23 protein-coding genes are annotated in these 23,803 nt (G+C 73.0%); 4 read left to right on the plus strand and 19 right to left on the minus strand.

Features of this window, described 5'->3' with window-relative positions:
- Nucleotides 1-5: 5 nt before the first annotated feature.
- Nucleotides 6-314: a co-chaperone GroES gene (groES, locus tag ACQEU8_RS14370; RefSeq protein ID WP_433100556.1), complete on the minus strand. Its 309-nt coding sequence runs from the start codon at nt 312-314 to the stop codon at nt 6-8.
- A 505-nt stretch (nt 315-819) separates the two neighbouring features.
- On the opposite strand from groES, the gene ACQEU8_RS14375 reads away from it, so the two are divergent.
- Nucleotides 820-1,998, plus strand: a complete 1,179-nt coding sequence (locus ACQEU8_RS14375; protein ID WP_433100558.1) for a class I SAM-dependent methyltransferase — start codon at nt 820-822, stop codon at nt 1,996-1,998.
- Between the two features lie 98 nt (nt 1,999-2,096).
- On the opposite strand, the gene ACQEU8_RS14380 is transcribed toward ACQEU8_RS14375, so the two are convergent.
- From ACQEU8_RS14380 to ACQEU8_RS14410, 7 genes are all read right to left on the minus strand, one after another.
- Nucleotides 2,097-3,431, minus strand: coding sequence for a hypothetical protein (locus ACQEU8_RS14380; protein WP_433100560.1), 1,335 nt, complete (start codon nt 3,429-3,431; stop codon nt 2,097-2,099).
- Nucleotides 3,421-5,577, minus strand: a complete 2,157-nt coding sequence (locus tag ACQEU8_RS14385) for a hypothetical protein (protein ID WP_433100562.1) — start codon at nt 5,575-5,577, stop codon at nt 3,421-3,423. The genes ACQEU8_RS14380 and ACQEU8_RS14385 overlap by 11 nt, the downstream gene beginning before the upstream one ends.
- Nucleotides 5,578-5,658: 81 nt before the next feature.
- Nucleotides 5,659-5,919 (minus strand): hypothetical protein, encoded by a 261-nt coding sequence (locus ACQEU8_RS14390; protein WP_433100564.1) that lies wholly within the window; start codon nt 5,917-5,919, stop codon nt 5,659-5,661.
- Nucleotides 5,919-7,061 carry a tRNA (adenosine(37)-N6)-threonylcarbamoyltransferase complex transferase subunit TsaD gene (gene tsaD / locus ACQEU8_RS14395; RefSeq protein ID WP_433100566.1) on the minus strand — a complete coding sequence of 381 codons (1,143 nt, stop codon included), beginning with the start codon at nt 7,059-7,061 and terminating at the stop codon, nt 5,919-5,921. Before tsaD ends, ACQEU8_RS14390 begins: the two co-directional genes overlap by 1 nt.
- Nucleotides 7,054-7,656, minus strand: a complete 603-nt coding sequence (rimI, locus tag ACQEU8_RS14400; protein ID WP_433100568.1) for a ribosomal protein S18-alanine N-acetyltransferase — start codon at nt 7,654-7,656, stop codon at nt 7,054-7,056. Before rimI ends, tsaD begins: the two co-directional genes overlap by 8 nt.
- Entirely contained in the window at nt 7,653-8,327 is a 675-nt protein-coding gene (gene tsaB, locus ACQEU8_RS14405) for a tRNA (adenosine(37)-N6)-threonylcarbamoyltransferase complex dimerization subunit type 1 TsaB (protein WP_433100570.1), read from the minus strand. The genes rimI and tsaB overlap by 4 nt, the downstream gene beginning before the upstream one ends.
- 33 nt (nt 8,328-8,360) lie before the next feature.
- On the minus strand, nt 8,361-9,761 hold the full coding sequence (locus ACQEU8_RS14410; protein ID WP_433100572.1) for an LmeA family phospholipid-binding protein: 1,401 nt from the start codon (nt 9,759-9,761) through the stop codon (nt 8,361-8,363).
- Between the two features lie 242 nt (nt 9,762-10,003).
- On the opposite strand from ACQEU8_RS14410, the gene ACQEU8_RS14415 reads away from it, so the two are divergent.
- The gene (locus tag ACQEU8_RS14415) at nt 10,004-10,579 is read left to right on the plus strand and encodes a L,D-transpeptidase (RefSeq protein ID WP_433100574.1); all 576 of its coding nucleotides are present in this window, start codon (nt 10,004-10,006) and stop codon (nt 10,577-10,579) included.
- Nucleotides 10,580-11,068: 489 nt separating this feature from the next.
- On the opposite strand, the gene tsaE is transcribed toward ACQEU8_RS14415, so the two are convergent.
- From tsaE to ACQEU8_RS14435, 4 genes are read right to left on the minus strand one after another with little or no spacing between them, the layout of a single operon-like run.
- Nucleotides 11,069-11,677, minus strand: coding sequence for a tRNA (adenosine(37)-N6)-threonylcarbamoyltransferase complex ATPase subunit type 1 TsaE (gene tsaE, locus ACQEU8_RS14420; protein WP_433100576.1), 609 nt, complete (start codon nt 11,675-11,677; stop codon nt 11,069-11,071).
- Nucleotides 11,607-13,145 (minus strand): alpha/beta fold hydrolase, encoded by a 1,539-nt coding sequence (locus ACQEU8_RS14425; protein ID WP_433100578.1) that lies wholly within the window; start codon nt 13,143-13,145, stop codon nt 11,607-11,609. Before ACQEU8_RS14425 ends, tsaE begins: the two co-directional genes overlap by 71 nt.
- A gap of 54 nt (nt 13,146-13,199) precedes the next feature.
- Nucleotides 13,200-14,384 carry an alanine racemase gene (gene alr, locus ACQEU8_RS14430; protein WP_433100580.1) on the minus strand — a complete coding sequence of 395 codons (1,185 nt, stop codon included), beginning with the start codon at nt 14,382-14,384 and terminating at the stop codon, nt 13,200-13,202.
- A 58-nt stretch (nt 14,385-14,442) separates the two neighbouring features.
- Nucleotides 14,443-15,000, minus strand: coding sequence for a DinB family protein (locus tag ACQEU8_RS14435; protein ID WP_433100582.1), 558 nt, complete (start codon nt 14,998-15,000; stop codon nt 14,443-14,445).
- 158 nt (nt 15,001-15,158) lie between these two features.
- Between ACQEU8_RS14435 and ACQEU8_RS14440 the strand changes: the two genes are divergently transcribed.
- Nucleotides 15,159-15,692, plus strand: a complete 534-nt coding sequence (locus tag ACQEU8_RS14440) for a GNAT family N-acetyltransferase (protein ID WP_433100584.1) — start codon at nt 15,159-15,161, stop codon at nt 15,690-15,692.
- Nucleotides 15,693-15,800: 108 nt separating this feature from the next.
- Here the strand turns inward: ACQEU8_RS14440 and ACQEU8_RS14445 are convergent, their stop codons facing one another.
- From ACQEU8_RS14445 to ACQEU8_RS14455, 3 genes are all read right to left on the minus strand, one after another.
- Nucleotides 15,801-17,288: an NAD(P)H-hydrate dehydratase gene (locus ACQEU8_RS14445; protein WP_433100586.1), complete on the minus strand. Its 1,488-nt coding sequence runs from the start codon at nt 17,286-17,288 to the stop codon at nt 15,801-15,803.
- A 59-nt stretch (nt 17,289-17,347) separates the two neighbouring features.
- Nucleotides 17,348-17,716, minus strand: coding sequence for a holo-ACP synthase (locus ACQEU8_RS14450; RefSeq protein WP_433102390.1), 369 nt, complete (start codon nt 17,714-17,716; stop codon nt 17,348-17,350).
- Between the two features lie 131 nt (nt 17,717-17,847).
- Entirely contained in the window at nt 17,848-18,093 is a 246-nt protein-coding gene (locus ACQEU8_RS14455) for a hypothetical protein (protein WP_433100588.1), read from the minus strand.
- A 192-nt stretch (nt 18,094-18,285) separates the two neighbouring features.
- Between ACQEU8_RS14455 and coaA the strand changes: the two genes are divergently transcribed.
- A complete protein-coding gene (coaA, locus tag ACQEU8_RS14460) occupies nt 18,286-19,245 on the plus strand; it encodes a type I pantothenate kinase (RefSeq protein WP_433100590.1) in 960 nt (319 codons plus the stop codon).
- A 76-nt stretch (nt 19,246-19,321) separates the two neighbouring features.
- Here the strand turns inward: coaA and glmM are convergent, their stop codons facing one another.
- From glmM to ACQEU8_RS14480, 4 genes are all read right to left on the minus strand, one after another.
- Nucleotides 19,322-20,698 (minus strand): phosphoglucosamine mutase, encoded by a 1,377-nt coding sequence (gene glmM, locus ACQEU8_RS14465; protein WP_433100592.1) that lies wholly within the window; start codon nt 20,696-20,698, stop codon nt 19,322-19,324.
- Between the two features lie 236 nt (nt 20,699-20,934).
- Nucleotides 20,935-21,438 carry a 30S ribosomal protein S9 gene (rpsI, locus tag ACQEU8_RS14470; RefSeq protein WP_099883495.1) on the minus strand — a complete coding sequence of 168 codons (504 nt, stop codon included), beginning with the start codon at nt 21,436-21,438 and terminating at the stop codon, nt 20,935-20,937.
- 42 nt (nt 21,439-21,480) lie between these two features.
- Nucleotides 21,481-21,924 (minus strand): 50S ribosomal protein L13, encoded by a 444-nt coding sequence (rplM, locus tag ACQEU8_RS14475; protein ID WP_433100595.1) that lies wholly within the window; start codon nt 21,922-21,924, stop codon nt 21,481-21,483.
- 226 nt (nt 21,925-22,150) lie between these two features.
- Nucleotides 22,151-23,770, minus strand: a complete 1,620-nt coding sequence (locus tag ACQEU8_RS14480) for an ABC-F family ATP-binding cassette domain-containing protein (RefSeq protein ID WP_433100597.1) — start codon at nt 23,768-23,770, stop codon at nt 22,151-22,153.
- Nucleotides 23,771-23,803: the final 33 nt, after the last annotated feature.

The following is a 23,803-nucleotide window of genomic DNA, read 5'->3' on the forward strand; positions in this document are numbered from 1 at the left end:
CTGAATTACTTCTCGACGATCGCGAGAACGTCGCGGGCCGAGAGAACGAGGTACTCGTCGCCGCTGTACTTCACCTCGGTGCCGCCGTACTTGCTGTACAGCACGACGTCGCCGACCTTTACGTCGAGCGGCAGACGCTCGCCGTTCTCGAAACGGCCCGGGCCGACGGCCAGGACAGCGCCCTCCTGGGGCTTCTCCTTGGCAGTGTCCGGAATGACCAGGCCCGAGGCCGTGGTCTCTTCGGCTTCGAGCGGCTGGACCACGATGCGGTCCTCGAGCGGCTTGATGGCAACCTTGGAGCTGGCGGTCGTCACGATCCGACCTCCCCCTTCGGAGATCTCAAAACGGGGTCTTATGTCTGGGGTGGCGACCTGGTAGATCCGTCGTCGCGGGTGCCGGATCTGCCCGTCGCGTACTGCTGGCACTCCCATAGGGAGAGTGCCAGGGTTGAGATTATGCCTGGCTTAGCACTCGGTCAAGCGGAGTGCTAGCCGCTCCGGCTTGCGCCGATGTGAGGGCGCCCCCTCTCACGCTGTCGCTGCGTGCGGAGATTCGCCGTGGGGGTGATGTTGTCCGCCGGGTGCGGCGCCGTTGTGGTGGGGCGAGTTCGCGACGGGGCGCGCCCCGAAGGGGCGCGGGGAACGGCGCGACAAGCCACGACGCACCCGCAGCCCGCGAGCTGCAGGCAGGGGCACCCCTTGCCCGGAGCAGACGAGGCGGGCACGGAGCCGCGCGGGGCGCAAGTCATCACTTCGCGCGCCCCACCCCACTGCCCCGGCCCGGCCGCCGGCACGGCACCCGGCACGGGACAATGACCAGGTGGATAGCGAGGTGTTCGCGGAGCTGCTCTCCGACGAGGGGCAAGCGCTACTGCGCGAGGTGCGGGGCGTCGGGCCCGCGCAGGAGCTGGCCGTGGCCACCCGGCTGCGGCAGCGGCACGAGCCCGCGCTCGTCTCTGCGGCCATGGCGCAGAGCCGGCTGCGCAGCAGGGCCGAGGCGAAGTTCGGCCCGGCCGACGCGCACGCCCTCTACTTCACCGCGGACGGACTCGAACAGGCCACCCGCACCTCCGTTGCGGCGCACCGTGCCCGGCGGATGAGGGAGCTCGGCGTCCGCACCGCCGCGGACCTGTGCTGCGGTATCGGCGCGGACGCGCTCGCCCTCGCCCGGGAGGGCATCCGGGTGCTGGCCGTCGACCGCTCGCCGCTGACGTGTGCGGTGGCCCGCGCCAACGCCGGGGCGCTGGGCCTCGCTGACCTCGTCGAGGTGCGCTGCGCCGATGTCACGGAGGTGTCCTTCGACGGATACGACGCGCTCTTCGCCGACCCGGCGCGCCGCACGGGCCGGGGCCGCGTCTTCGATCCGGAGGCGTACTCGCCGCCGCTCAGCTGGGCCGTGGCGGCGGCCCGCGCGGCGCCGCTGGCCGCGCTGAAGGTGGCGCCCGGCATCCCGCACGAGGCCGTGCCGCCGGAGGCGGAGGCCGAATGGGTCTCGTACGGCGGGGACGTCAAGGAGGCGGTCCTGTGGTTCGGCGCGCGGCAGCCGGGCGGGGTGCGGGCGACACTGCTGCCCGCCGGTGACACGCTGACCGGACGCGGGCTGCCCGACCCCGAGGTGGGGCCGGTGGGCCGGTACCTGTACGAGCCGGACGGTGCGGTCATCCGCGCCCATCTGGTCGCCGAGCTGGCGGAGCGGGTGGCGGGGCGGCTGATCGACGCCACGATCGCGTACGTGACGACGGACGCGATGCACTCGACGCCGTACGCGGCCGGGTATGAGATCACCGACGTACTGCCGTTCAACGTCAAGAAGCTGCGGGCGCTGCTGCGGGAGCGCGGTGTCGGTGTCGTCACCGTCAAGAAGCGTGGCTCGGCGGTCGAGCCGGAGGAGTTGCGCCGGAAGCTGAAGTTGGAGAAGTCGGCGGCCGGTTCCTGCACCGTGTTTCTGACCCGCGTCGCCGGCGCCCCCTCCATGCTGCTGGGCCACCCGCTGCGGTAACACCGACATGGAGGGACGCGCCCCGCAAGGGGCGCGGGGAACTGCGCGACCAGCCACGACGCAACCCGCAGCCCGCAAGCGTCGAGCAGGGGCACCCTCTACCGGGTACGGGTGAAATCGCCGCGCAGCACGCGCTCGGTCAGAGAATCCTCCGTGAGGGAGCCATACCCGGTGGCGGCCCACAAACTGCGTTCGGCCGGGACCTCGAAGTAGGGGATGCGCCGCTCCTCGTGGGTCTGGGTGAGCACTTCCGGCGCGCGGCGGGCGCCCACCGCGGCGGCGCAATCGCCGCAAGCGGCGACGTGCAGCGACTCGCGGCGGCCCAGCGGCCGCCAGCGGACGCGCTCGGCGGCGGGCCCGTGCAGCGGGTGGAAGAAGCACAGCGGCAGCGCCGCGGCGGCGCCGTCGGCGGACTCGGAGCGCCGCAGTGCGTCCCGGCCCTCGTGGAGGAGCGCGAGAACGCCCGCGAGGTCGGGTATGTCCCGCGCGTTGTCCAGCACCGTGCCGGCGGCGGAGTAGGCGTCGAGGGAGAGCTGGAGCAGCTCGGTGTCGGCGGCCGCGGCACCGGCGTCGCCGGGCTCGTGGGCGAGCAGTTCCTCGTTGTACGCGAGGAGTTCGCGCTGTGCGCGCTTGCGCAGATCGCGTACGCCCGCCTTGCGTGCCGTCGCGAAGACGGAACGCGGTGAGGTGAACGGCGCCCGGACGGAGGTGCGCGAACGGCGGGCCCGTACGGTCAGCACGGCGACGACGAGTACGGCCAGCGCGGGGACGATCAGCGCCGCGAGCAACAGCGGGGACGGGCCGTCCTCGCCGTTCTCGTCCGCCGACGGGCGGTCGCCGCCCTTGAGGTCCTTGGTGGCCTCCTCGTACTGCTTGTCCCCGTCGCCCGACTTCACGATTTCCAGCGCGCGGGAGAACTTCGCGTAGAGGCTCTTGTCCGCCATGTCCTCCTGGTGGCCGACGGCCGAAACACCCCAGAACGCCTGGTGTTTGCCGTCGCGCGGGAACTCGTAACCGTTCAGGAAGCCCTCGGTCCGGCTGAGGGTCATGTAGACGGCTTCCTTCTGCCGGCTCTCGCCGAGCCGGTCGCGTACGACGTCGACCATCTTCTCCGGCTCGCCGCCCCAGGCGTCCCCGGAGATGAACGGGACCACGATGACCCGGACCGGGATGCCCGACGCCTTGATCTTCTTCGCCAGCCGGCGCTGCTGGTCGGCCGGGAACGCCTGCCGGTACGACGGGTCGACAAAGACCGGTGACTTACGGAGCTCGTCGGCGATCCGCTCGCCGGGCCTGTCCTCGGCTGCACCGGCTGCACCGGCCGTACCGAGCACCAGCAGCACCGCGCCGAGCAGGGCCGCGAGTACGGCTGCGGGAAGCCGGGCGGGGCGGGCGGAGGGGGCGCCGGGTGCGGCGCATGACTCAGTGGACACCTAGCTGCTCCCGTACTCGGCGGACGATCTGATCGGCGGTCGGGCTCTGGCCCCGGCCGCCGCCCTGGGCGGCCTCGAGCGGGCCCGGGATCCGGTGGTAGGGCTCGTGCGGCCTGGGGGTCCCCCCGGCCGGAGGCTGGGGGAGCCCGGAGCCGGGGGCGCGCAGACACAGCAGCCGCTCGGCGACGACACCGGCTGTCCGGGCCGTCCGCGCCGACCGGGCCGTCCGTGAGCCGGAGAACGCGGACGCCCCCTCCTCGCGTCCGTCGAGCGCGGCACGGCACCCGGCGCAGACCGGGTGGGAGCGTGCCGCACCGCCCTCGCCGGGCAGCTTCAGCTTCCTGGTGGCGGCCCAGGGCCCGTGCAGCGGGTTGAGGGCGCACAGCCGGAGCTGCGGTGCGGTGGCTGTGGCCCGGTCGGCGAGCACCGCGCGGCCGGTGCGGATCAGGGCGAGTCCGGCCGCGAGGGTGGGCGCGTCGGCGTCGGCGTCCACCCGGTCGTCGCCCTCCTGGTCGAGGAGGAGGGTCGCGGCGTCCAGACAGTCCCAGGCGCGGGTGCGTACGGCGTCCGGGAGCCCGTCGGCCAGCCGCTCGAACTCGTCGTTCAGCTCGTCCAGTTCGCGCCGTGCCGTCCTGCGCAGCCAGCCGGTCGAGGGGCGGGCGGGGGCCTGCGGGGACTGGTCGCCCGAGGCGGTGGTGGCCCCGGACGTCCGGGCGGCGGACGGCGGCGCGCCGAGGCCGGTGCGCCGGGCGATGGCCAGCCCGGCCGCCGTCACGCCGAGCGCTGCCAGCGCGGCCACCGCCCCCATGAAGGCTCCGGGCCCGAAGTCCCCGGAGTAGAGCGAGGGCAGCTCGTCCTCCGTGACCGGGTCCTCGGCGGCGAGCGGGTCCAGATAGGGGCCGTTGCGCGGGCCTGAGGGGGCCCGGTCGACGATCCGCAGGGCTTCGGCCAGCCGCGGGTACAGCCCCGCGTCGTCCTTGCTCGCCTTGTCCTCGCCGAAGCGGAGATCCTCCGTCGCGTCGTACAGCGCCGCACTGTCCACCTTGGCGCCGTAGTTGACGACTTCGAGCTCGCCGTCCTCGGCGGCGTCCGCGATCACGTAGATGCCGTCGCCGTCGTTGCCAAGCCTGCTGTGCAGCCGCTTGGCGAGGAGTTCGCCGTCACCGCCCGACTCGTCCGTCGTGTCGAGGGGGACGACCGCGATGTGCACCGGCACATCCAGCCGCTCCGCGCGCTCCCGCAGCCGGTGCAGCTCGGCACGGCTCAGCAGCCCCGCCGCGAGCGGGTCGAGGTAGACGGGCCCGGAGCGCAGCCCTTGGGCGACCCGGACGGTCCTGGCCTTCATATCGGCGGCGGTGGGCACCGGATCGCCGGTCGAGCGGGTGTCGGCCCAGACGAACGGCGCGCCGGCACCGATGACGAGGGCCACCCCGGCGGCGACGGGCACCAGCAGCCGGAGCCCCGGCCCCTTGCCGCCCCGCCACCGGCGTACGTACCAGCCGACGGCGACGATGAGCACCGGCACTCCGGTCAGCAGGATGCCGGTGAGGAAGCTCTGGTTCTCGCGGTCGGTGCGGCTGGTGTACAGAGTGTCCGGCTCCTCGCCGGCCCGGCTGGCGTCAGCCCCCTGCTCGGCGCGGTGTGCCGCGTCGCCGGACCGCAGCACGTCGACGAAGTGCCGGAACGTGTCCAGCGTGGCCGCGTCGTAGGGCAGTTCGAATGTGGTCGCCATGGCCGCGTCCCGTGCCGGAACGTCCACCCCGAACGTCGCCACCTGAGGGCTGCCGCCGTCCCCGCCGAACAGCAGGTACAGCCCGTCCTTCCCGAGCCGCTCGTGCACTGCCGCCAGCAGCCCGTCCCCGGTCTCGGCGCCGGTCCCGGTTCCGGGCAGCACCAGCACATACGTCGGCACCCCGGTCCGCTTCGCCTCCTTGACGAAGGCGGGTCGGGCGGAGAGGGGGTTCGTACGCGGAAGCTGGTCGGAGAGATAGACGGGGCTCTTCCGCAGCTGCCCGGCCAGGTACGCCGCCGGCGTCGGCTGCCCGCGCTCGGCCGCCGTCCCGGTCCCGGCACCGGCACCGAGCCCCGCGAGGACGACGAGCAGCACCGCACCGACCCGCACGGCCCTCGCGATCACCCTGCGCATTCCGGCCCCCCGCGACAGTCGACCTTCCCGACCCGACCCATCCTGCCGCGTAACTCACCGTGAACACACCCAGCTCACCCGTTACACCCGCTCGAACCGCCATCTGTGCACCGGCCGAGCCGTCAACTCCGTTGGCGGATCGGGGAGTTCGGGAACATCCGCGGTGTAGTCACCGGGCCACCAGGTGATGACCAGGACCCGGTCGCCCGGAGCTGTGAAGTGTTCCCGGCGTTCACAGGGGATGCCGGACTCCGGCAGGTCCTGGGCGCGGGCCCAGCTGAGGAGTTCGGCGGCGCGGCCCGGGGCGGCCTTGGCCTCCCACATGAGGGCGACGGTGGGCATCAGGTGTAGAGGTTCTTCCTGCTCAGCTCGTGGACGTGATCGTGGTCGTGCGAGTGGGAGTGGGAGTGCGAGTCCCCGGGCCCGGACGCTGCCGCCGAGGGGTCGGGTACATGCGGTTCCGTCACCGGGAGGGAGGAGTCGGCGGGGAGGTCCCAGGCGGAGGTGGTGCGGTTACGGGCGACCATCTCGGCGCCGAGCGCAGCCACCATCGCGCCGTTGTCGGTGCACAGCTTGGGGCGGGGGACCCGCAGGGTGATACCGGCGGCTGCGCAGCGCTCCTCGGCCATGGCGCGGAGCCGCGAGTTGGCCGCGACGCCGCCGCCGATCATCAGGTGGTCGACGCCCTCGTCGCGGCAGGCCCGGACGGCCTTGCGGGTCAGCACGTCGGTGACGGCCTCCTGGAAGGAGGCGGCGACATGGGCGACGGGCACCTCCTCGCCCGCGTTCCGCTTCGCCTCGATCCAGCGGGCCACGGCCGTCTTGAGCCCGGAGAAGGAGAAGTCGTACGGGGCGTCGCGCGGTCCGGTCAGACCGCGCGGGAAGGCGATGGCGTCCGGGTCCCCCTCCTTGGCGTACTTGTCGATGACCGGGCCGCCGGGGAAGCCGAGATTCAGCACGCGGGCGACCTTGTCGAATGCCTCGCCCGCCGCGTCGTCGATGGTCGAGCCCAGCGGCCGTACGTCGGAGGTGATGTCGGGGGCCAGCAGCAGCGAGGAGTGGCCGCCGGAGACGAGCAGCGCCATCGTCGGCTCGGGCAGCGCGCCGTGTTCGAGCTGGTCGACGCAGATGTGCGAGGCGAGGTGGTTGACGCCGTAGAGCGGCTTGCCCAGCGCGTACGCGTACGCCTTCGCGGCCGAGACACCGACGAGCAGCGCCCCGGCGAGCCCCGGGCCCGCGGTGACGGCGATGCCGTCGAGGTCGGACGCGGCGACTCCGGCCTCCTTCAGCGCGCGCTCGATCGTCGGAACCATCGCCTCCAGATGGGCCCGGCTGGCGATCTCGGGGACGACGCCGCCGAACCGCGCGTGGGTGTCCACGCTGGAGGCGACGGCGTCGGCCAGCAGCGTGTGGCCGCGCACGATCCCGACGCCGGTCTCGTCGCAGGAGGTCTCGATGCCGAGAACGAGCGGTTCGTCAGCCATGGGTCTTCGATCCTTGGTGCGTGTTCGGAAGGGTGTTCGCGGGGGTGTCCCCCGGGGTGTCGGCGACGGCCGCGTACGCCGCCGGGTCGGCCAGCCTCATCACCAACGCGTCGACGTTCGCGGGCTGGTAGTAGCCGCGCCGTATGCCGATGGGCACGAAGCCGAAGCGCTCGTACAGGCGCTGCGCCGGTGCGTTGTCCACCCGCACCTCCAGCAGCACCTCCGTGCACTCGAAGTCGGTCGCGGCCCGCAGCAGGGCGCGCAGCAGCCGGGAGCCGAGCCCGGTGCCCCGGTGGGCGGGCAGCACGCCGATGGTCTGGATGTCGCCGGTGCCGCCGACCGCCGCCAGGCCGCCGTACCCGACGAGCACACCGTCCGCGTCCTCGGCGACCAGATAGCGGCGGGTGGCGCCGGGCCCTCGCGTGTGCGCCAGCTCCGACCAGAACATCCCGGCCGACCAGGCGTCCTCGGGGAAGAGCCGCTGTTCGAGGGCGAGCACCGGCTCGATGTCCCACCAGCGCATCTCGCGCAGCGTGACACCGGCCGGGCTCCGGACCGGGCCGGCCACGTCCCCGGTCGGCTCTGCCGCACTCACCGCGGCGTGACCACCTTGTAGCCCGCGGGCACCCGCGCGTCCGGCCGCCGCAGATACAGCGGGCGGGGCGGCAGCAGCTCCTCGCCGCGGGCCAGCCGTTCGGCCGCGAGCCGGGCGAGGGCGGGTGCCGACTGGTCGGTCGGCAGATCGGGGCGTACGCCGCGGAAGACGGACTCGTACAGCACCGCGCCGGCGCCGACGGCCGGCAGTTCGCCGATCTGCTGGTCGGCGGCCTCGATGTCGGCGGCCTTGTCCACGGCCGGGTCGGTCACCCGGGTACGGGCGTCGGAGTACCGCGCCCAGTAGACCTCCTTGCGGCGGGCGTCCGTCGCGACGACGAACGGCTCCGTCAGCCCGGAGGCGTACGCGATGCCGTCCAGCGTGCACACCCCGTGCACCCGCTGGCCGAGCGCCGCGGCGAACGCCTCGGCCGTCGCCAGGCCGACCCGCAGCCCGGTGTAGGGCCCTGGCCCGACGCCGACCACCACGTCGGTGACCTCGGCCAGTTTCCGGCCCGCCTCGCTGAGCACGGCATCGACACAGGGCAGCAGCAGTTCGCCGTGGCGGCGGGCGTCGACCTTGTGGGCGGCGGCGAGCGTGCGGTCACCCTCGGCGTCGTGGAGCGCGACGGTGACGGCGGGTGTGGCGGTATCCAGCGCGAGCATCAACACCCGACCAGCCTACGGCGCCCGCACGGCACGCCCTCACCCGTGCCGGGCCGCTGCCTCTTTCGTGGCTGCCTTGCCGAACGGCACGTTGACGCCGGTCAGCTCGGCGCGGATGCCCTCCTTGGCGACGGAGACGCCGCGCAGCCGCACATCGCCGGGCATCTTGGGCAGCGTGAGGTGCAGGGCGAGCTTGTCGGCGAGCTTCGGCTCCTCGATCTTCTTGAGGGCCTCGACCAGCGCCGGGTCGATCCCCATCTTCTTCAGCAGCTGCGGGTGCCGGACGACGACGTCGAGCAGGTTGAGCCGCATCACCTTGTCCGCGAAGCGCGGCGACCCCGTCACCCGGTGCAGCTCACGGTCGCTGCGCCGTACCTGCTGGGCGCGCTCGGGCGTCATACCGAACCGCTTGGCGATCGCGCGCACCCCGAACAGCGCCCGTGCCTTCTCCCGGTCCTTCTGGATGCGCTCGGCCAGCGGACGGGACAGCCGCAGGCCCGCCTCGTCGCCGGTGCCGGGCGTGAAGCTGAACATCTTGGGGACGACCAGCCGCATGTCGTCCACCGTGGTGCCCACGCCGTGGTCCCCGGTGCGCTCGACGCGGGCGCGGGCCCGCACCTTGACCTCGGAGCCCGCGACGGGCAGCTTCCCGGCGGCCAGCACGGTGCGCTTGCCACCCGGGGTGAACTTCACCTGCGAGGTGCCGAGTTCGCGGTCGAGGTCGTCGAAGTCGAGCAGGACGTCGCTCTTCATCCGGCCGAGCACCGCACCCCGGACGGAGGACGGCGCATCGCCGATGATCTTCACATCGTTGACGGTGCCGCTGACCTGTGCGACCGACACCCGGCCCGCCGGCACATCGGGAATCGCCACTTCCACGTCGTCCAGGCGGCCCCGCGCCACCTGGGTCAGGAACGGGAAGCCGTTGATGTGCACCTCGGGGCGCGCGTGCAGATGCAGCGAGTCCTGCACCTTCTCGGCCGCCTTGCCCTCGGCGTAGAGCGCGGCCCAGCGGTCGCCGATCCCGAGGAACGCGAGCAGCGCGCAGCAGGCGATGCCGAGTTTGACGGTGCGCGAGAAGCGGGAGCGGCGGCGCCTGCGGACGGCGCGCAGATACGGCATCCGGTCCTCGTACGCCGGCTCGTCGTAGTCCGAGCGCAGGCCGAAACCCCGCAGTCCGCCCTCGTACGGGTCATCGGGCGCCCCGGACGCGCCGCCGTCCCCGAGCGCCTCGTACGGGTTGGGGGCGGGGCCGCTCGTGGGGGCGTCGTCCTCCGGCGGGGCCAGCGCGGCCAGTTCCTCGTACGGGTTGGCCGGACGGTGGGGGTCGCCCTGGTGGCCCGGGTGACCCCCGTACCCCTCGGGGACGTGGTGGCCCTGAGGTTCGGGGATTTTCGGTATGGGGGTTGTGGAGTTTGTCGATGAACCGTGGGGGGTCATCGCCTTATGCGAACACAAGCACGGCTGTTACTCCAAGTTCTCTCTTCAGCCGCTCCCCGGCCACCGCCGGAAGATAGCGCAGGCCGGGTGGCCCCCGGCCGGCCGCAGGGCCGAGGGCGCCGCCCGGCCTGGGGCAGTCGGCACCGCGCCTGCTGCTACCGTCAACCAGAGGTCAGCTCCCGGGCGGGACGGGTGACGAACACCCCGCCGGAGCACGCAGGCACGAGAGGTGGCAGCGCACGGTGGCACGCAGCAGCGGCAGCAGCGCCGGAGTGATCGTGGCCGGACTGACGGCTGTGGCCCTCGCCGTGATCGGCTTCTTCGCGTACCAGGCGTCGGCCGCCCAGGACCGGGCCGGAAAGCCGTCCGACGCGAAGCAGGCCGAGCCCTCCCCCGGCGGCTCCGACGGGAAGGGCCGCGCGCCCGCCGAGAAGGACACCGCGCTGCCCTCCGCCAGCGGACAGGGCCACCGGGTCGTCTACGCGCTCAAGCGGCAGCGGGTGTGGCTGGTCGGCAAGAACGGCAAGGTCACCAGGACGTACAAGGTCTCCCCCAGCGCCGTCAGCCCACCGCCGGGCACCTACAAGGTCACCTCGCGGGCCTCCCATGTGACGGGCTCGGACGGGGTGCCGGTGGAGAACGTCGTACGGTTCGCCACCGTCGACGGCGTCACGATCGGCTTCAGCGCCGCCCTGAACCGCTCGACCCCGACCCCGGACACCTCCCGCAAGACAGGCGGCATCCGCGAGAAGCGAGCAGACGGCGAAGCCCTATGGCTCCACGCACCAATCGGCACCCGCGTGGTGGTGCTCCGCTAGGCGCGGGGTGCGGGGGCGCCCCGCAGGGGCGCGCCCCGAAGGGGCGCGGGGAACTGCGCGACAAGCCACAACGCACCCGCAGCCTGCGGACGACACAAAGGGGCACCCCCTACGCAGCACCCGGGGAACCGGGCAGGCTAACGCTCCGAGTCGGACTGCTCCGCGTCCGACGGCGGTCGAGAAACGGCGGCCGCGGCCGCGCAGGACGCGAGCAGCTCACTCATGGGCGGGGGGCCGTGTGGGACGCGGTGGGTGCTTCCGCCGGCGGACGCCGCCTCGTCCCGCGCGGGCACACGCGGCCGCCCGCGCAGCGCTCGCTGCTCCGGCTTGTGTGCGGTCATGGCTCCTCCAGGGGCGTCGGCACGGCGGCACTTAGGCATACCTAACCGTGCTCTCACCTCCCATGGGACCATGGCCCGCACCGACCGCGCAACATCTTGCCGACACCATGTCGGGACGGCCCGTGCCGGGCGCCCTGCGCCGTACGTCCTAGCCGAGGGCGGCGAGGGCTTCGAGATCCGCCCGGGCCCAGCGCGCTCCCACCCCCAGGAACGTGACCGTCCGCGAGTCGTCGGCGCCCTCTTCCACGCCTTCCCCCAGCGTGCGGGTGATGACGACGTGCAGCCTCTCCTCCGTCAGCTCCTCGACCTTGCCCTCGCCCCACTCGACGACGACCACCGACTCGGGCAGCGAGACATCCAGGTCGAGGTCCTCCATCTCCTCCAGGCCGCCGCCGAGCCGGTAGGCGTCCACATGGACGAGCGGCGGTCCTTCGGTCAGCGAGGGGTGTACGCGGGCGATGACGAAGGTGGGCGAGGTCACGGCGCCGCGCACGCCGAGCCCCTCGCCCAGGCCGCGGGTCAACGTCGTCTTTCCTGCGCCGAGTTCACCCGTCAGCAGGACGAGGTCCCCGGCGCGCAGCAGCCCGGCGAGCCGTACGCCGAGCTCGCGCATGGCCTCGGCGGTGTGCACGGTGACGGTGACCTCGTGGCGGGTGCCGCCTGCGGGGCCGCCGGGGAGGCCGCCGTCACCGCCGGAACGGTCGCCGGACGGAGCCTGGGGAGGCGGGGCAGGATGCTGGTGGTGCGGTGCTTCCATGCGTCCGGATGGTAGTCGTCAGCAGCCGGGCGAGATGTCGGTTGACCGGCTCGGGACGCTCCAGCATGGCCAGGTGCCCGGTCGCCTCCAGAATCACGAACGCGGCATCCGGCAGCGCCTCCGCGATCTGCTCGCTGTGCTCGCTCGGCGTCATCAGGTCGCGGTCACCGGCCAGCACCAGCACGGGCCGCCCGTCGAAGGCGGCCAGCGCGGTGGTCTTCTCGTGCTCGGCGAAGGCGGGGTAGAACTCCGCGACGACATCCACCGGCACCGACTCGATCAGGCGCTCCGCGAACCGTGCCACCCCCGGGTCCACCTCGCGGGGGCTGCCGAACGAGTACCGCTTCACCACCCCCGCGAACAGGTCGGCGGTCACCCGGCGCCCGCGCTCGACCAGCTCGGACTGCGCGGCCAGCGCGCGCAGCACCCCGGGCACCACCCGCCGTACGGCCCGCACCCCGGCGGCCGGAAGGCCGTAGGTCACCTCCGCGAGGCCGCCCGCGCTGGTGCCCAGCAGTGCCACGCCGGCGACGCGCTCGGCCACGTACTCCGGATACTGCTCGGCCAGCGCCATCACCGTCATGCCGCCCATCGAGTGCCCCACCAGCACCACGGGCCCCTCGGGTGCCGCGGCGTCGAGCACGGCCTTCAGATCGCGGCCCAGCAGATCGATGGAGACCGGCTCCCCAGCGGGGGCACGCGCTGACCGGCCGTGGCTGCGCTGGTCCCAGTACACGCACCGCACGGCACCGCGCAGCGCGGCGCGCTGGAAGTGCCAGACGTCCTGGCTGAGGCAGTAGCCGTGGGAGAACACCACGGTCAGCGGCGCCTCATCGGTCCTGCTCCGGCCGCGCAGCAGCCCCATCAGCCGCGCCCAGTACCCGGCGGCGGCCCCGTCGTCCGCGTCCGCCCCCGACGGCTCCCCGGGCAGGGGTACGGGGCTCACTTCGGGGCCGCCCAGGCCGTCGCCGGATCCGGCGGCCGATGCCGCGGTCTCCGTCGATCCGGCCGGAAGCGGGAAGTCGGCGGGTTCGTCGATCTCGTAGTACAGCTCCGTGCCGTCCTCGGCCGGCACCCGGCCGGAGGTCCCGCGCAGCGTGCCGTAGGGGCCGGCCGCGTCCAGCGCCAGCCGGGCCTTACGGCGTACGGCGCGGTGGACGGTGAGCCGTTCCAGGGCGACACCGGCCGCGACGACACCGAGGGCGGCCCCCGCGACGCCCGCCCGGCGCGCCCAGTCCGCACCACCGGCAGCCTGCGAGGGCTGCGCGGCCCGCGAGGACAAATCCGCCGCACCCTCGGCGGCTGCCGCTGCCGTACGCCAGGCGCTGCGGGCGGTCTGTACGGCGCCGACGGCCTGCAGCGCCTGCTGCGCACGTTGCGCCGACTGCGGTGCCTGCTGTGCGGGTGGTGACTGCTGTGCCGGTTGTGCGCGTTGTGTGTGCCTCTGGGCCTTGCTGTCGTCGCTCATGACCGCCCCCCGTTCGTCCCGTACGCCCGGTCCCGTACCGCCTACCGATCGCGGCTACCGGTCGGCCTGCTCATCGGCGTATACCCGGGGCACCCGGCCGCTGATCCGGGTGACGATCTCGTAGGAGATGGTGCCTGCCGCGCGGGCCCAGTCATCGGCGGTGGGTTCGCCCAGGTCGCCGGGGCCGAACAGGACGACACGGTCGCCCGCTGCCGCATGGTCTCCGCCGAGGTCCACGACGAACTGGTCCATCGCCACCCGGCCCGCCACCGTCCGCCACTTGCCCGCCACCAGCACCGGCCCCGCGCCGGACGCGTGCCGCGGGAGGCCGTCGCCGTAGCCGACGGGCACCAGCCCCAAAGTCGTCTCCCCGGGGGTGGTGTAGGTGTGCCCGTAGCTGACTCCGTGACCGCCTGGCACCCGCTTGACCAGCGCGAGCGAGGCGCTGAGCGTCATCACCGGGCGCAGCCCGAGGCTGTCGGCCGTGCCGACCTCGGGGGACGGCGAGAGGCCGTAGACGGAGACGCCGGGCCGTACGAGGTCGAAGTGGGACTCGGGCAGGGTGAGCGTGGCCGGGGAGTTCGCCAGGTGCCGCACCTCGGGGTCCAGCCCGGCGCGCTCGGCGACGGCGACGGCCTCGCGGAAGGCGTCGAGCTGCGCGGCGTTGGCGGGGTGGCCCGGCTCGTCGGCACAGGCGAAGTGCGACCAGATGCCGGTGACCTGCAGCGCGCCTTCCGCCTCCGCGGCCCGCGCGGCGGCCACCAGCTGCGGCCAGTCGGCGGGCTGGCAGCCGTTGCGGCCGAGCCCGGTGTCGGCCTTCAGATGCACACGCGCGGTACGCCCGGTGGCGCGGGCCGCCGTCACGATCTCGTCCAGCGCCCAGGTGCCGCTCGCCGAGACGTCGATGTCCCGCTCGATCGCCTCCCGCCAGGGCCCGCCCGGCGTCCACAGCCAGCACAGGAGCCGGCCCCGGTCCCCGGCGTCCCGCAGCGCTATCGCCTCCCGCGGGGTGGCGGTGCCCAGCCAGGCGGCCCCCGACTGCCGGGCAGCGCGGGCGCACGGCACCGCCCCGTGCCCGTATCCGTCCGACTTTACGACGGCCATCAGCTCGGCCCGCGGCGCATATCCGCGCAGGGTCCGTACGTTGTTCCGCAGGGCACCGAGATCGATCGTCGCCCGGGCCCTGCCGAAGTCCTCGGCCTGGATGTCGCCGCCAGGGCGCTGGTACACGTCGTTCACCGGTTCAGTGTCGCAGGTGCCGGATCCGATGCGGCCACTCAATTGGCCCCTCGCGCTCTCAGTGGCCCGTCGCCCCGTCCATCCCCTCGCGCAGCAGATCGGCGTGACCGCAGTGCCGGGCGTACTCCGCGATCATGTCGATCAGCACCCGGCGCAGCGAGACGGGGCGGCCCGTGCGGGCGTGCGTCCCCGTCGCGTCCAGCTCCGCGGCAGCCACGATCCCGCGGGAGCGCTCGCACTCGGCGCGCCATACGGCCAGCGCCTCGGCGGGGTCACCGTCCAGTGCGTCGAAGTCCTGATCGGGGTCTTCGTCCGAGTAGTACAGCAGCGGCAGTTCCTCCCCCGCGAACTGGATGCGGAACCACCAGCGCTCCACCCCCGCCAGATGCCGCAGCAGCCCGTGCAGGCTCATACCGGACGGCGGGACCGTACGCTCCGAGAGCGCTTCGGGCGGCACCCCTGTGCACTTGAGCAGCAGCGTCTCGCGGTACCAGTCCAGATAGCGGGTCAGCAGCTCCCGCTCGCCCCCCACCAGGGGCAGGGGTTCCCGGCTGTCGTCCGCCCACTGGGCGGCGAAGGCGGTCGGCGTGGCGCTCGCGGCGCTCGGCTCGGTCATGGCAGGAGTGTGACACCGGCCACTGACAACGCCACGGGCGTGCGAGGCCACCCGGATCGGCCCGGCGACGGGTGCGCTGCGGACAACTCGGCAACGAGCGCGCTGCGGAGAACTCGGCAACGGGCGCCCGCGGAAAACCGGTTGCGGGCGTTCGGACAATGACTGGCGTGACGTGGACCATTCAGCCCGAGCCCATCGACAGCCCCGACGCCGTCGCCACCGTCCGCGCGTACATCGGCGAGATCGCCGGCCGCTACTACGGGCGCCCCGCGACCGAGCAGGAGATCGACGCCGCGCTGGCCGAGGAGCCGGACGACGAACTCGTCCCGCCCAAGGGCGCGTTCCTGCTGGCCCGCGCGCGTGCGGACGGCGCCGTCGCCGGCTGTATCGCCGTCCTCATGGTGACCGGGACGACAGCCGAGATCCGCCGCGTCTGGGTGGCCCCGCACGCCCGCAAGGGCGGCCTCGGCGGGCTGCTGATCCGCACCGCCGAGTGCGCCGCGCTCGACATGGGTGCGACGTCCGTACGGCTGGACACCCGGCGCGATCTGGTGGAGGCCAAGCGGCTGTACGCGCGGCACGGGTACGAGGAGATCGCACCGTTCAACGACTCGCCCTACGCCGACCACTGGTTCGGCAAACCGCTGCGCCCGCTGCTCGCCCCCCTCCAGGAACGCAGGCCGGTGCGGTAGCGGGCCACTGGGACCTCAACCTGGCCGGCATCGCCCCAGAGGCCCAGCCGGCGGCGTACGAGCAGCTGCCGGCCCGGCTGCGGGGATGACAGGGCGCGCGCCCCCGGGTCACTCCCCCCGGATCACGTTCTGCCATGCCGTGGTCAGCGCCGTGGCGACGTCCGTCGCCGCGGGCGGGTCGGCGGCGAGGCGGCCGGCGAGTCCGTGCAGATAGGCGGCGGCCGAGGCGGCGTCGCGTGCGGACAGGCCCGCCGCCAGCAGACCGCCCGCCAGGCCGGTCAGTACATCGCCGCTGCCCGCCGTGGCCAGCCATCCGGTCCCGGTGGCGTTCACCCGTACGGGGGAGGGCGGGGAGCCGGGCCTGGGCGGCTCGGCGACCAGCGTCGTGGAGCCCTTGAGCAGCACGGTGGCCCCCGTCCGCGCGGCCAGCTCCCGTACCGCCGCCAGCCGCCCGGCCTCCACCTCCTCGCGTGCCGTACCGAGCAGTGCCGCGGCCTCACCGGCGTGCGGGGTCAGCAGGGTGGGGGCCGTCCTGGCACGTACGGCGTCCATGTCCATCAGCCGCAGCCCGTCCGCGTCCACGAGCACCGGCACCTCGGAGTCCAGCACCTCGTCGACGGCCTGCCGTGCCGCCGGTTCGTCGCCCAGGCCCGGGCCGACGGCCCACGCCTGCACCCGCCCGGCGTGTCCTGGCGGCCCCTCGGAGACGAGGGTCTCCGGAAAGCGGGTGACGACCGCCTCCCCGCCCGGCCCCACATACCGCACGGCGCCCGCGCCGCTGCGCAGCGCGCCGGAGACGGCCAGCACCGCGGCCCCGGGATAGCGCCCGGAGCCCGCGACGACCCCGACGACCCCGCGCCGGTATTTGTCGCTCTCCGCCTGCGGCCGCGGCAGCAGCCGGGCCGCGTCGGCGTGCTGGAGGGCCTCCACGTCGGGGGTTTCCGGCAGGTGCGGGGCGAGCCCGATGTCGATCAGCCGGACGGCTCCGGTGTACTCCCTGGCGGGGTCGATCAGCAGCCCCGGCTTGTAGGCGCCGAAGGTGACCGTCGCCTCGGCGGCAAGGGCGGGCCCCGGCACCTCGCCCGTGTCGGCGTCCACCCCGCTGGGCAGGTCGACGGCGACGACCGGCACCTCCGCCTCCCGCACCAGGTCGGCCAACTCCACGGCGGCGGGCCGCAGTCCGCCCTTGCCGCCGATCCCGACGATGCCGTCCACCACCAGGTCGGCGCGCGCGATGAGGTCACCGACCGGCTCGGCGACGCCCTCCACCACGGCTCCCGGCGCCACCCGTACCCGGCCCCCGGCGGCGCGCAGCGCGGCCAGCCCGCCCTCGTGCGCACGTTCGGGCGCCAGCAGCAGCGCGGTCACCCCGGCGCCGCGGCGCGCCAGCCGGGCACCCGTGTAGAGCGCGTCCCCGCCGTTGTCGCCGCTGCCGACGAGCAGCACCACGCGTGCCCCGTACGTCCGTCCCAGCAACTGTCCGCATGCCGCCGCCAGCCCGGCCGCGGCCCGCCGCATCAGCGCGCCCTCCGGCAGCCGTGCCATCAGCGCCCGCTCCGCGGCACGCACGGTCTCCACGCCGTAACCAGTCCTCATGCCCCCAGTGTGGCGTCCGCCTCATCCGGCCGCGCCCCGGGCCCGGGGCTTCGAGGGCGTCAGCTCTCCGCGACGACCACGGCCGAGGCGACCCCCGCGTCGTGCGAGAGGGAGACATGCCAGCCCCGTACCCCCAGCTCGGCGGCGCGCTCCGCCACGGTGCCGCGCACCCGCAGATACGGCCGGCCCGAGTCGGCGGTGCACACCTCGGCGTCGGTCCAGCGCAGCCCGGCGGGCGCGCCCAGCGCCTTGGCCAGCGCCTCCTTCGCGGCGAACCGGGCCGCGAGCGACGCCACTCCGCGCCGCTCCCCGCTGGGCAGCCACAGCTCACGGTCGACGAAGAGCCGGTCCGCCATGCTGGGCGTACGCGCCAGGGAGGCGGCGAAGCGGTCGATCTCCGCGACGTCGATTCCCACCCCGATGATCACCGCTGTCTCACTCCGCACCTCGCCACCTGGTCACGCCGCGAGTACATCACCTAGGTCACCGATGCGCCACGAGCCACCGCAGCGACCTTAGCGACCGCAGCGACCGCAGCGACCGCAGCGACCGCCGGAGGCTACTCGTCCCGCGCCATCCGCTCTATGGCCTCCTGCATCAGCTCCAGGTACTCCGACTCCTCGCAGCGCGGCTTGCTGCCCATCACATACAGCTCCAGCGCGTCCGTCAGGTCCTCGGTCAGATCCTCGTCCGGTAGCCCGTCGGCCAGATCGCTGTAGACGTGGCCCGCGGGGCCCGTTAGCGGATCGGCGCGGACAGTGCGCCGGATGCGAGGGCGACGTATGCGACGCAAGGGGTACGACATGGGCGGAAGATAGCCCCGATCGGCACACCACGTACACCTTTTGTTCGCAGATTGTCCGACCGGTCGGCATAGAGCAGCATCCGGCCAACTCGCAGCCCCGCCCCCGGGCACCGGAAGCCGGCCCGGTCCGGGTTACCGGGGGTCAGCCGCCCCGGAGGTGAGCGCCCCGCGCGGCCCGCGCAGAATGGCACCGTGTCCACGAAGCCCTACGTCGATCTCGGCCGCTCGGAGTGGAGCGCCCTGCGCGAGCGCACCCCGCTCCCCCTGACCGCCGCCGAGGTGGAGGCGCTGCGCGGGCTCGGCGACGTCATCGACCTCGACGAGGTGCGGGACATCTATCTGCCGCTGTCCCGGCTGCTCAATCTGTACGTCGGAGCCACGCACGAGCTGCGCAGGGCGCTCAACACCTTCCTGGAGGACCCGAACCGTCCCGGCAAGCACACCCCGCAGCGCGGCACCCCGTTCGTGATCGGCGTCGCGGGCAGCGTCGCCGTCGGCAAGTCCACGGTCTCCCGGCTGCTCCAGGCCCTGCTCGCCAGATGGCCGGAGCACCCGCGCGTGGAGCGGGTGACGACGGACGGATTTCTGCTGCCCAAGGCCGAGCTGGAGCGGCGCGGCCTGATGTCCCGCAAGGGTTTCCCCGAGTCGTACGACCGCCGCGCGCTCACCCGCTTCGTCGCCGACGTGAAGGCGGGCAAGCCGGAGGTGACGGCTCCGGTCTACTCGCATCTGATCTACGACATCGTCCCGGGCGAGCGGCTGGTCGTGCACCGCCCCGACGTCCTCATCGTCGAGGGCCTCAACGTCCTCCAGCCCGCGCTGCCCGGCAAGGACGGCCGCACCCGGCTGGCCGTCTCCGACTACTTCGACTTCTCCGTCTACGTCGATGCCCGTACGGCCGACATCGAGCGCTGGTACCTGGAGCGGTTCCGCAAACTGCGCGCCACCGCGTTCCAGGACCCGCGCTCGTACTTCCACCGCTTCACGGCGGTCTCCGAGGAAGAGGCCCTCGACTACGCGCGCAACACCTGGCGCACCATCAACGAGCCCAACCTCCGCCAGAACATAGCCCCCACGCGGGGCCGCGCCACCCTCCAGCTGCACAAGGACCCCGACCACAAGGTGCAGCGGCTGTCACTGCGCAAGTTGTAGCCGCACCGGCCCGCCCACGCGCACCCCACTCAGCGCCGGCGCCACCCAGCGCGGCGCCCATCCATCCGCGGCGCCCTCACCCCAGCGCGCGCTTCACCACATCCGCGAGCCGCCCGGCAACCGCCCGCGCGTGCTCGATGTCCGCGGCCTCCACCATCACCCGCACCAGCGGCTCGGTCCCGGAGGACCGCAGCAGCACACGGCCGGTCTCCCCCAGCTCCCGCTCCGCCTCCGCGACGGCGGAAACCAGCTCGGGCGCGGTGTCCACCCGCGACTTGTCCACGTCCGGCACGTTCACCAGCACCTGCGGCAGCCGCTCCATCACCCCGGCCAGCTCCGCCAGCGGTGTGCCCGTGGCGGCGACGCGCGCGGCGAGCATCAGCCCGGTCAGGGTCCCGTCACCCGTCGTGGCGTGGTCGAGCACGATCACATGCCCGGACTGCTCGCCGCCGAGCGAGAACCCGCCGCGCTTCATCTCCTCCAGCACATAGCGGTCGCCGACCGCGGTCTGCACCAGGCCGACGCCCGCCCGCTCCATGGCGAGCGTGAAGCCGAGGTTGGACATCACCGTCGCGACAACGGTGTCCTTGCGCAGCTGCCCGGCCTCCTTCATGGCGAGCGCGAGAACGGCGAGGATCTGGTCGCCGTCGACCTCGTGGCCGTCCGCGTCGACCGCCAGGCAGCGGTCCGCGTCACCGTCGTGCGCGACGCCGAGATCCGCGCCGTGCCGTACGACGGCGTCCCGCAGCCCGTCGAGGTGGGTGGAGCCGCAGTCGTCGTTGATGTTGAGGCCGTCGGGGTCGGTGCCGATGGTGATCACGTCGGCACCGGCCCGGGCGAACGCCTCGGGCGAGACGCGGGCCGCGGCACCGTGCGCCCCGTCGATGACGATCTTCAGCCCGTCGAGCCGGTTCGGCAGCACGCCGACCAGGTGGGCGACGTAGTTGTCGAAGCCCTCGTCGTAGTCCCTGACCCGGCCGACCCCGGCCCCGGTGGGCCGTGCCCACGGCTCGCCCGCCGCGTGCTCGCGGTGCAGGGCCTCGATACGGTCCTCCAGCTCGTCGGCGAGCTTGTGGCCGCCGCGTGCGAAGAACTTGATGCCGTTGTCGGGCATCGGGTTGTGGCTGGCCGACAGCATCACGCCCAGGTCGGCACCGAGGGAGCCGGTCAGATAGGCCACGGCGGGCGTCGGCAGCACGCCGACCCGCAGCACATCGACCCCGGCGCTGGCCAGCCCGGCCACGACGGCGGCCTCCAGGAACTCACCCGAGGCCCGCGGGTCCCGCCCGACGACGGCGACCGGCCGTGAGCCGTCGGGACGGCTCGTCTCCGCGCTCGCCCCCGACTCGGTCAGCACGTGTGCCGCCGCGACCGACAGACCGAGCGCCAGCTCGGCCGTCAGCCCCTCGTTGGCGACACCGCGTACGCCGTCGGTACCGAAGAGTCGTGCCACAGTCGTTCCTCCGAGTTCTGGGGGCGTTCTCCGGGCATTCACCGGGCGGGCCTGGGAAAGCCCGGCACACCAGGTATACGCCCCGTTGTCAGCGTGACGGCCACTACGCCGCCGTCACAAGACCGGGTGTCGGGCCGGGCACCGCACGGCGGGCCCGAACGACCGATGCCCCGCCGGCACCGAGGTGAGGTGCCGACGGGGCATCCAAAAAGGCTCCAGTCCCAGCGAGCGCCAGGTCAGCGCTTGCTGTACTGCGTGCCCTTACGGGCCTTCTTCAGACCGGCCTTCTTGCGCTCGACCGCACGGGCGTCACGCGTGAGGAAACCGGCCTTCTTGAGCGGGCCGCGGTTGTTGTCCACGTCCGCCTCGTTCAGCGCGCGGGCCACGCCGAGGCGCAGGGCGCCGGCCTGACCCGAGATGCCGCCGCCGGAGATACGGGCGACCACGTCGTAGCGGTCGTCCAGCTCCAGGACCTTGAACGGCTCGTTGACTTCCTGCTGGTGCACCTTGTTGGGGAAGTAACCCTCGAGGGTGCGACCGTTGATCTTCCACTGACCGGAGCCCGGGATGATCCGGACGCGGGCGATGGCGTTCTTGCGGCGACCGGTGCCGGCGGCCGGCTGCGGGTCGCCGAAACGGGAGGCGAGGGACTCGGAGGTGTACTCCTCCGGCGCCTCGGGGGTCTCGGTCGTGTACTCCTCGACACCCTCGACGGGGGTCTCAGCGGTGGTCTCGGCCACGATTCTCCTCAGCTTCTCTTCAGTCGTAGGGGGTGGCCGGACTTACTGCGCGACCTGGCTGATCTCGAACGGCACGGGCTGCTGAGCACCGTGAGGGTGCTGGTCGCCCGCGTAGACCTTCAGCTTCGAGAGCATCTGACGGCCCAGGGAGTTCTTGGGAAGCATGCCCTTGACGGCCTTCTCCACGGCCTTCTCCGGGTTCTTCTCCAGCAGCTCGTCGTAGCGGACGGAACGCAGACCACCCGGGTAGCCGGAGTGGCGGTACGCCATCTTCTGGGTCCGCTTGTTGCCCGAGAGGTGCACCTTGTCGGCGTTGATGATGATGACGAAGTCACCGGTGTCGACGTGGGGCGCGTACACGGGCTTGTGCTTACCCCGCAGGAGGGTGGCGGCCTGAGAGGCCAGACGGCCGAGGACGACGTCCTGGGCGTCGATGACGTGCCACTGGCGCTGAATGTCGCCAGGCTTGGGGCTGTACGTACGCACGGTCGTAGCCTTCGCTTCTTCAGTGATTGGGTCCTGACAGGGCCAACCAGGCAGATCACGACAGGCAAGATCGCATGCGGTGACGCATCCGCATGCTGATCGCTGGTCATCGACCGGTAGGCCGGTGTATAGCCCCCCACGTGAGAACAGGCAAGCCAATACACACAACGAACCAGCAGGATACTGGGGCGCTCACCCCGGGTCAAAACGGCCCCTGGTCAACCCCCTACCGGACCCGCGCCACCCGCCCCTCGTCCCACACCGGCTCCGCGACCTCCCGCACCCGCCCATCAGCGCCGAACACCACGAAACGATCAAACGCACGCGCAAACCAGCGGTCATGCGTCACCGCCAGCACCGTCCCCTCGTACGCTTCCAGCCCCTCCTGCAACGCCTCCGCGGACTCCAGATCCAAGTTGTCCGTCGGCTCGTCCAGCAACAACGCCGTCGCCCCCGCCAGCTCCAGCAGCAGAATCTGGAAGCGGGCCTGCTGGCCGCCGGACAGCCGGTCGAAGGGGAGCTGCGCCTGCCGGGTCAGCTCATAGCGCCGCAGGGCGGACATCGCGGCGCCGCGGTCGTGGGCGTGCTCCTTCCAGAGGATGTCCAGCAGGGAGCGGCCCTCCAGCTCGGGGTGGGAATGGGTCTGGGCGAAGTGGCCGGGCACCACGCGGGCCCCCAGCTTCCAGCGACCCGTATGGGCGACCTCACCGCCGGCCAGCAGCCGCAGGAAGTGCGACTTGCCCGAGCCGTTCGAGCCCAGCACCGCGACCCGCTCCCCGTAGAAGACCTCCAGGTCGAAGGGGCGCATCAGCCCCGTCAGCTCCAACCCCTCGCAGGTGATCGCCCGGACCCCCGTACGGCCGCCGCGCAGCCGCATCCGGATGTCCTGCTCGCGCGGCGGCTCCAGCGGCGGGCCCGCCTCCTCGAACTTCTGCAACCGGGTGCGGGCCGCCTGCAACCGGGAGGCCATGTCGGAGTTGAAGGCCGCCTTCTGCTTGTACATGGCGACCAGCCGCTTGAGCTTCGCGTGCTCCTCGTCCCAGCGCCGCCGCAGTTCCTCGAACCGCGCGAACCGCTCCTTGCGCGCCTCGTGGTACGTCGCGAAGCCGCCCCCGTGCACCCATACGTCGCTGCCCGCGGCCCCCGGCTCCACGCTCACGATCCGGTCCGCCGCGCGGGCCAGCAGCTCACGGTCGTGGGAGATGAACAGCACCGTCTTGTTCGTCTCGCGCAGCCGCTCCTCCAGCCACCGCTTGCCGGGGACGTCCAGATAGTTGTCCGGCTCGTCCAGCAGCAGCACCTCGTCCGTGCCGCGCAACAGCGACTCCAGCACGAGCCGCTTCTGCTCGCCCCCGGAGAGGGTGCGCACCTGCCGCCACTGGGCCTTCTCGTACGGGACGCCCAGCGCCGCGACCGTACACATGTCCCACAGCGTCTCCGCCTCGTACCCGCGCGCCTCCGCCCAGTCGGCGAGTGCCTGCGCGTACTGCATCTGCGCCGCCTCATCGTCGACGGTCATGACGGCGTACTCCGCGTCGTCCACGGCCCGCGCCGCCGCCCGGATGCGCGGGTGAGCGACCGAGACCAGCAGGTCCCGCACCGTGCTCTCGTCCCGTACGCTCCCCACGAACTGCGGCATCACGCCCAGACCGCCGCTGACCGTCACCGTCCCGCCGTCCGGTTTCAACTCCCCCGCGATCAGCCGCAGCAGCGTCGTCTTTCCGGCGCCGTTCGCCCCCACCAGCGCCACCGAGGCGCCCTCGCCGACCCGCAGCGACGCATCATCGAAGAGCGCTCTCCCGTCGGGCAGATAGAACTCCAGATGCGCGACTTCGACATGTCCCATCCCGCAATCGTCACGTTCTGACGACGCCTGAGC

It is taken from the genome of Streptomyces sp. CA-250714 (assembly GCF_050936705.1).
GTDB lineage: Bacteria > Actinomycetota > Actinomycetes > Streptomycetales > Streptomycetaceae > Streptomyces.

Excerpts from the sequence above, each read along its gene's own strand:
- ACQEU8_RS14385 (WP_433100562.1), bottom strand. The coding sequence starts at position 5,577 with ATGCGCAGGGTGATCGCGAGGGCCGTGCGGGTCGGTGCGGTGCTGCTC.
- ACQEU8_RS14390 (WP_433100564.1), bottom strand. The coding sequence starts at position 5,919 with ATGCCCACCGTCGCCCTCATGTGGGAGGCCAAGGCCGCCCCGGGCCGC.
- tsaD (WP_433100566.1), bottom strand. The coding sequence starts at position 7,061 with ATGGCTGACGAACCGCTCGTTCTCGGCATCGAGACCTCCTGCGACGAG.
- ACQEU8_RS14410 (WP_433100572.1), bottom strand. The coding sequence starts at position 9,761 with ATGACCCCCCACGGTTCATCGACAAACTCCACAACCCCCATACCGAAA.
- tsaE (WP_433100576.1), bottom strand. The coding sequence starts at position 11,677 with ATGGAAGCACCGCACCACCAGCATCCTGCCCCGCCTCCCCAGGCTCCG.
- ACQEU8_RS14425 (WP_433100578.1), bottom strand. The coding sequence starts at position 13,145 with ATGAGCGACGACAGCAAGGCCCAGAGGCACACACAACGCGCACAACCG.
- ACQEU8_RS14435 (WP_433100582.1), bottom strand. The coding sequence starts at position 15,000 with ATGACCGAGCCGAGCGCCGCGAGCGCCACGCCGACCGCCTTCGCCGCC.
- ACQEU8_RS14440 (WP_433100584.1), top strand. The coding sequence starts at position 15,159 with ATGACTGGCGTGACGTGGACCATTCAGCCCGAGCCCATCGACAGCCCC.
- ACQEU8_RS14445 (WP_433100586.1), bottom strand. The coding sequence starts at position 17,288 with ATGAGGACTGGTTACGGCGTGGAGACCGTGCGTGCCGCGGAGCGGGCG.
- ACQEU8_RS14455 (WP_433100588.1), bottom strand. The coding sequence starts at position 18,093 with ATGTCGTACCCCTTGCGTCGCATACGTCGCCCTCGCATCCGGCGCACT.
- ACQEU8_RS14480 (WP_433100597.1), bottom strand. The coding sequence starts at position 23,770 with ATGGGACATGTCGAAGTCGCGCATCTGGAGTTCTATCTGCCCGACGGG.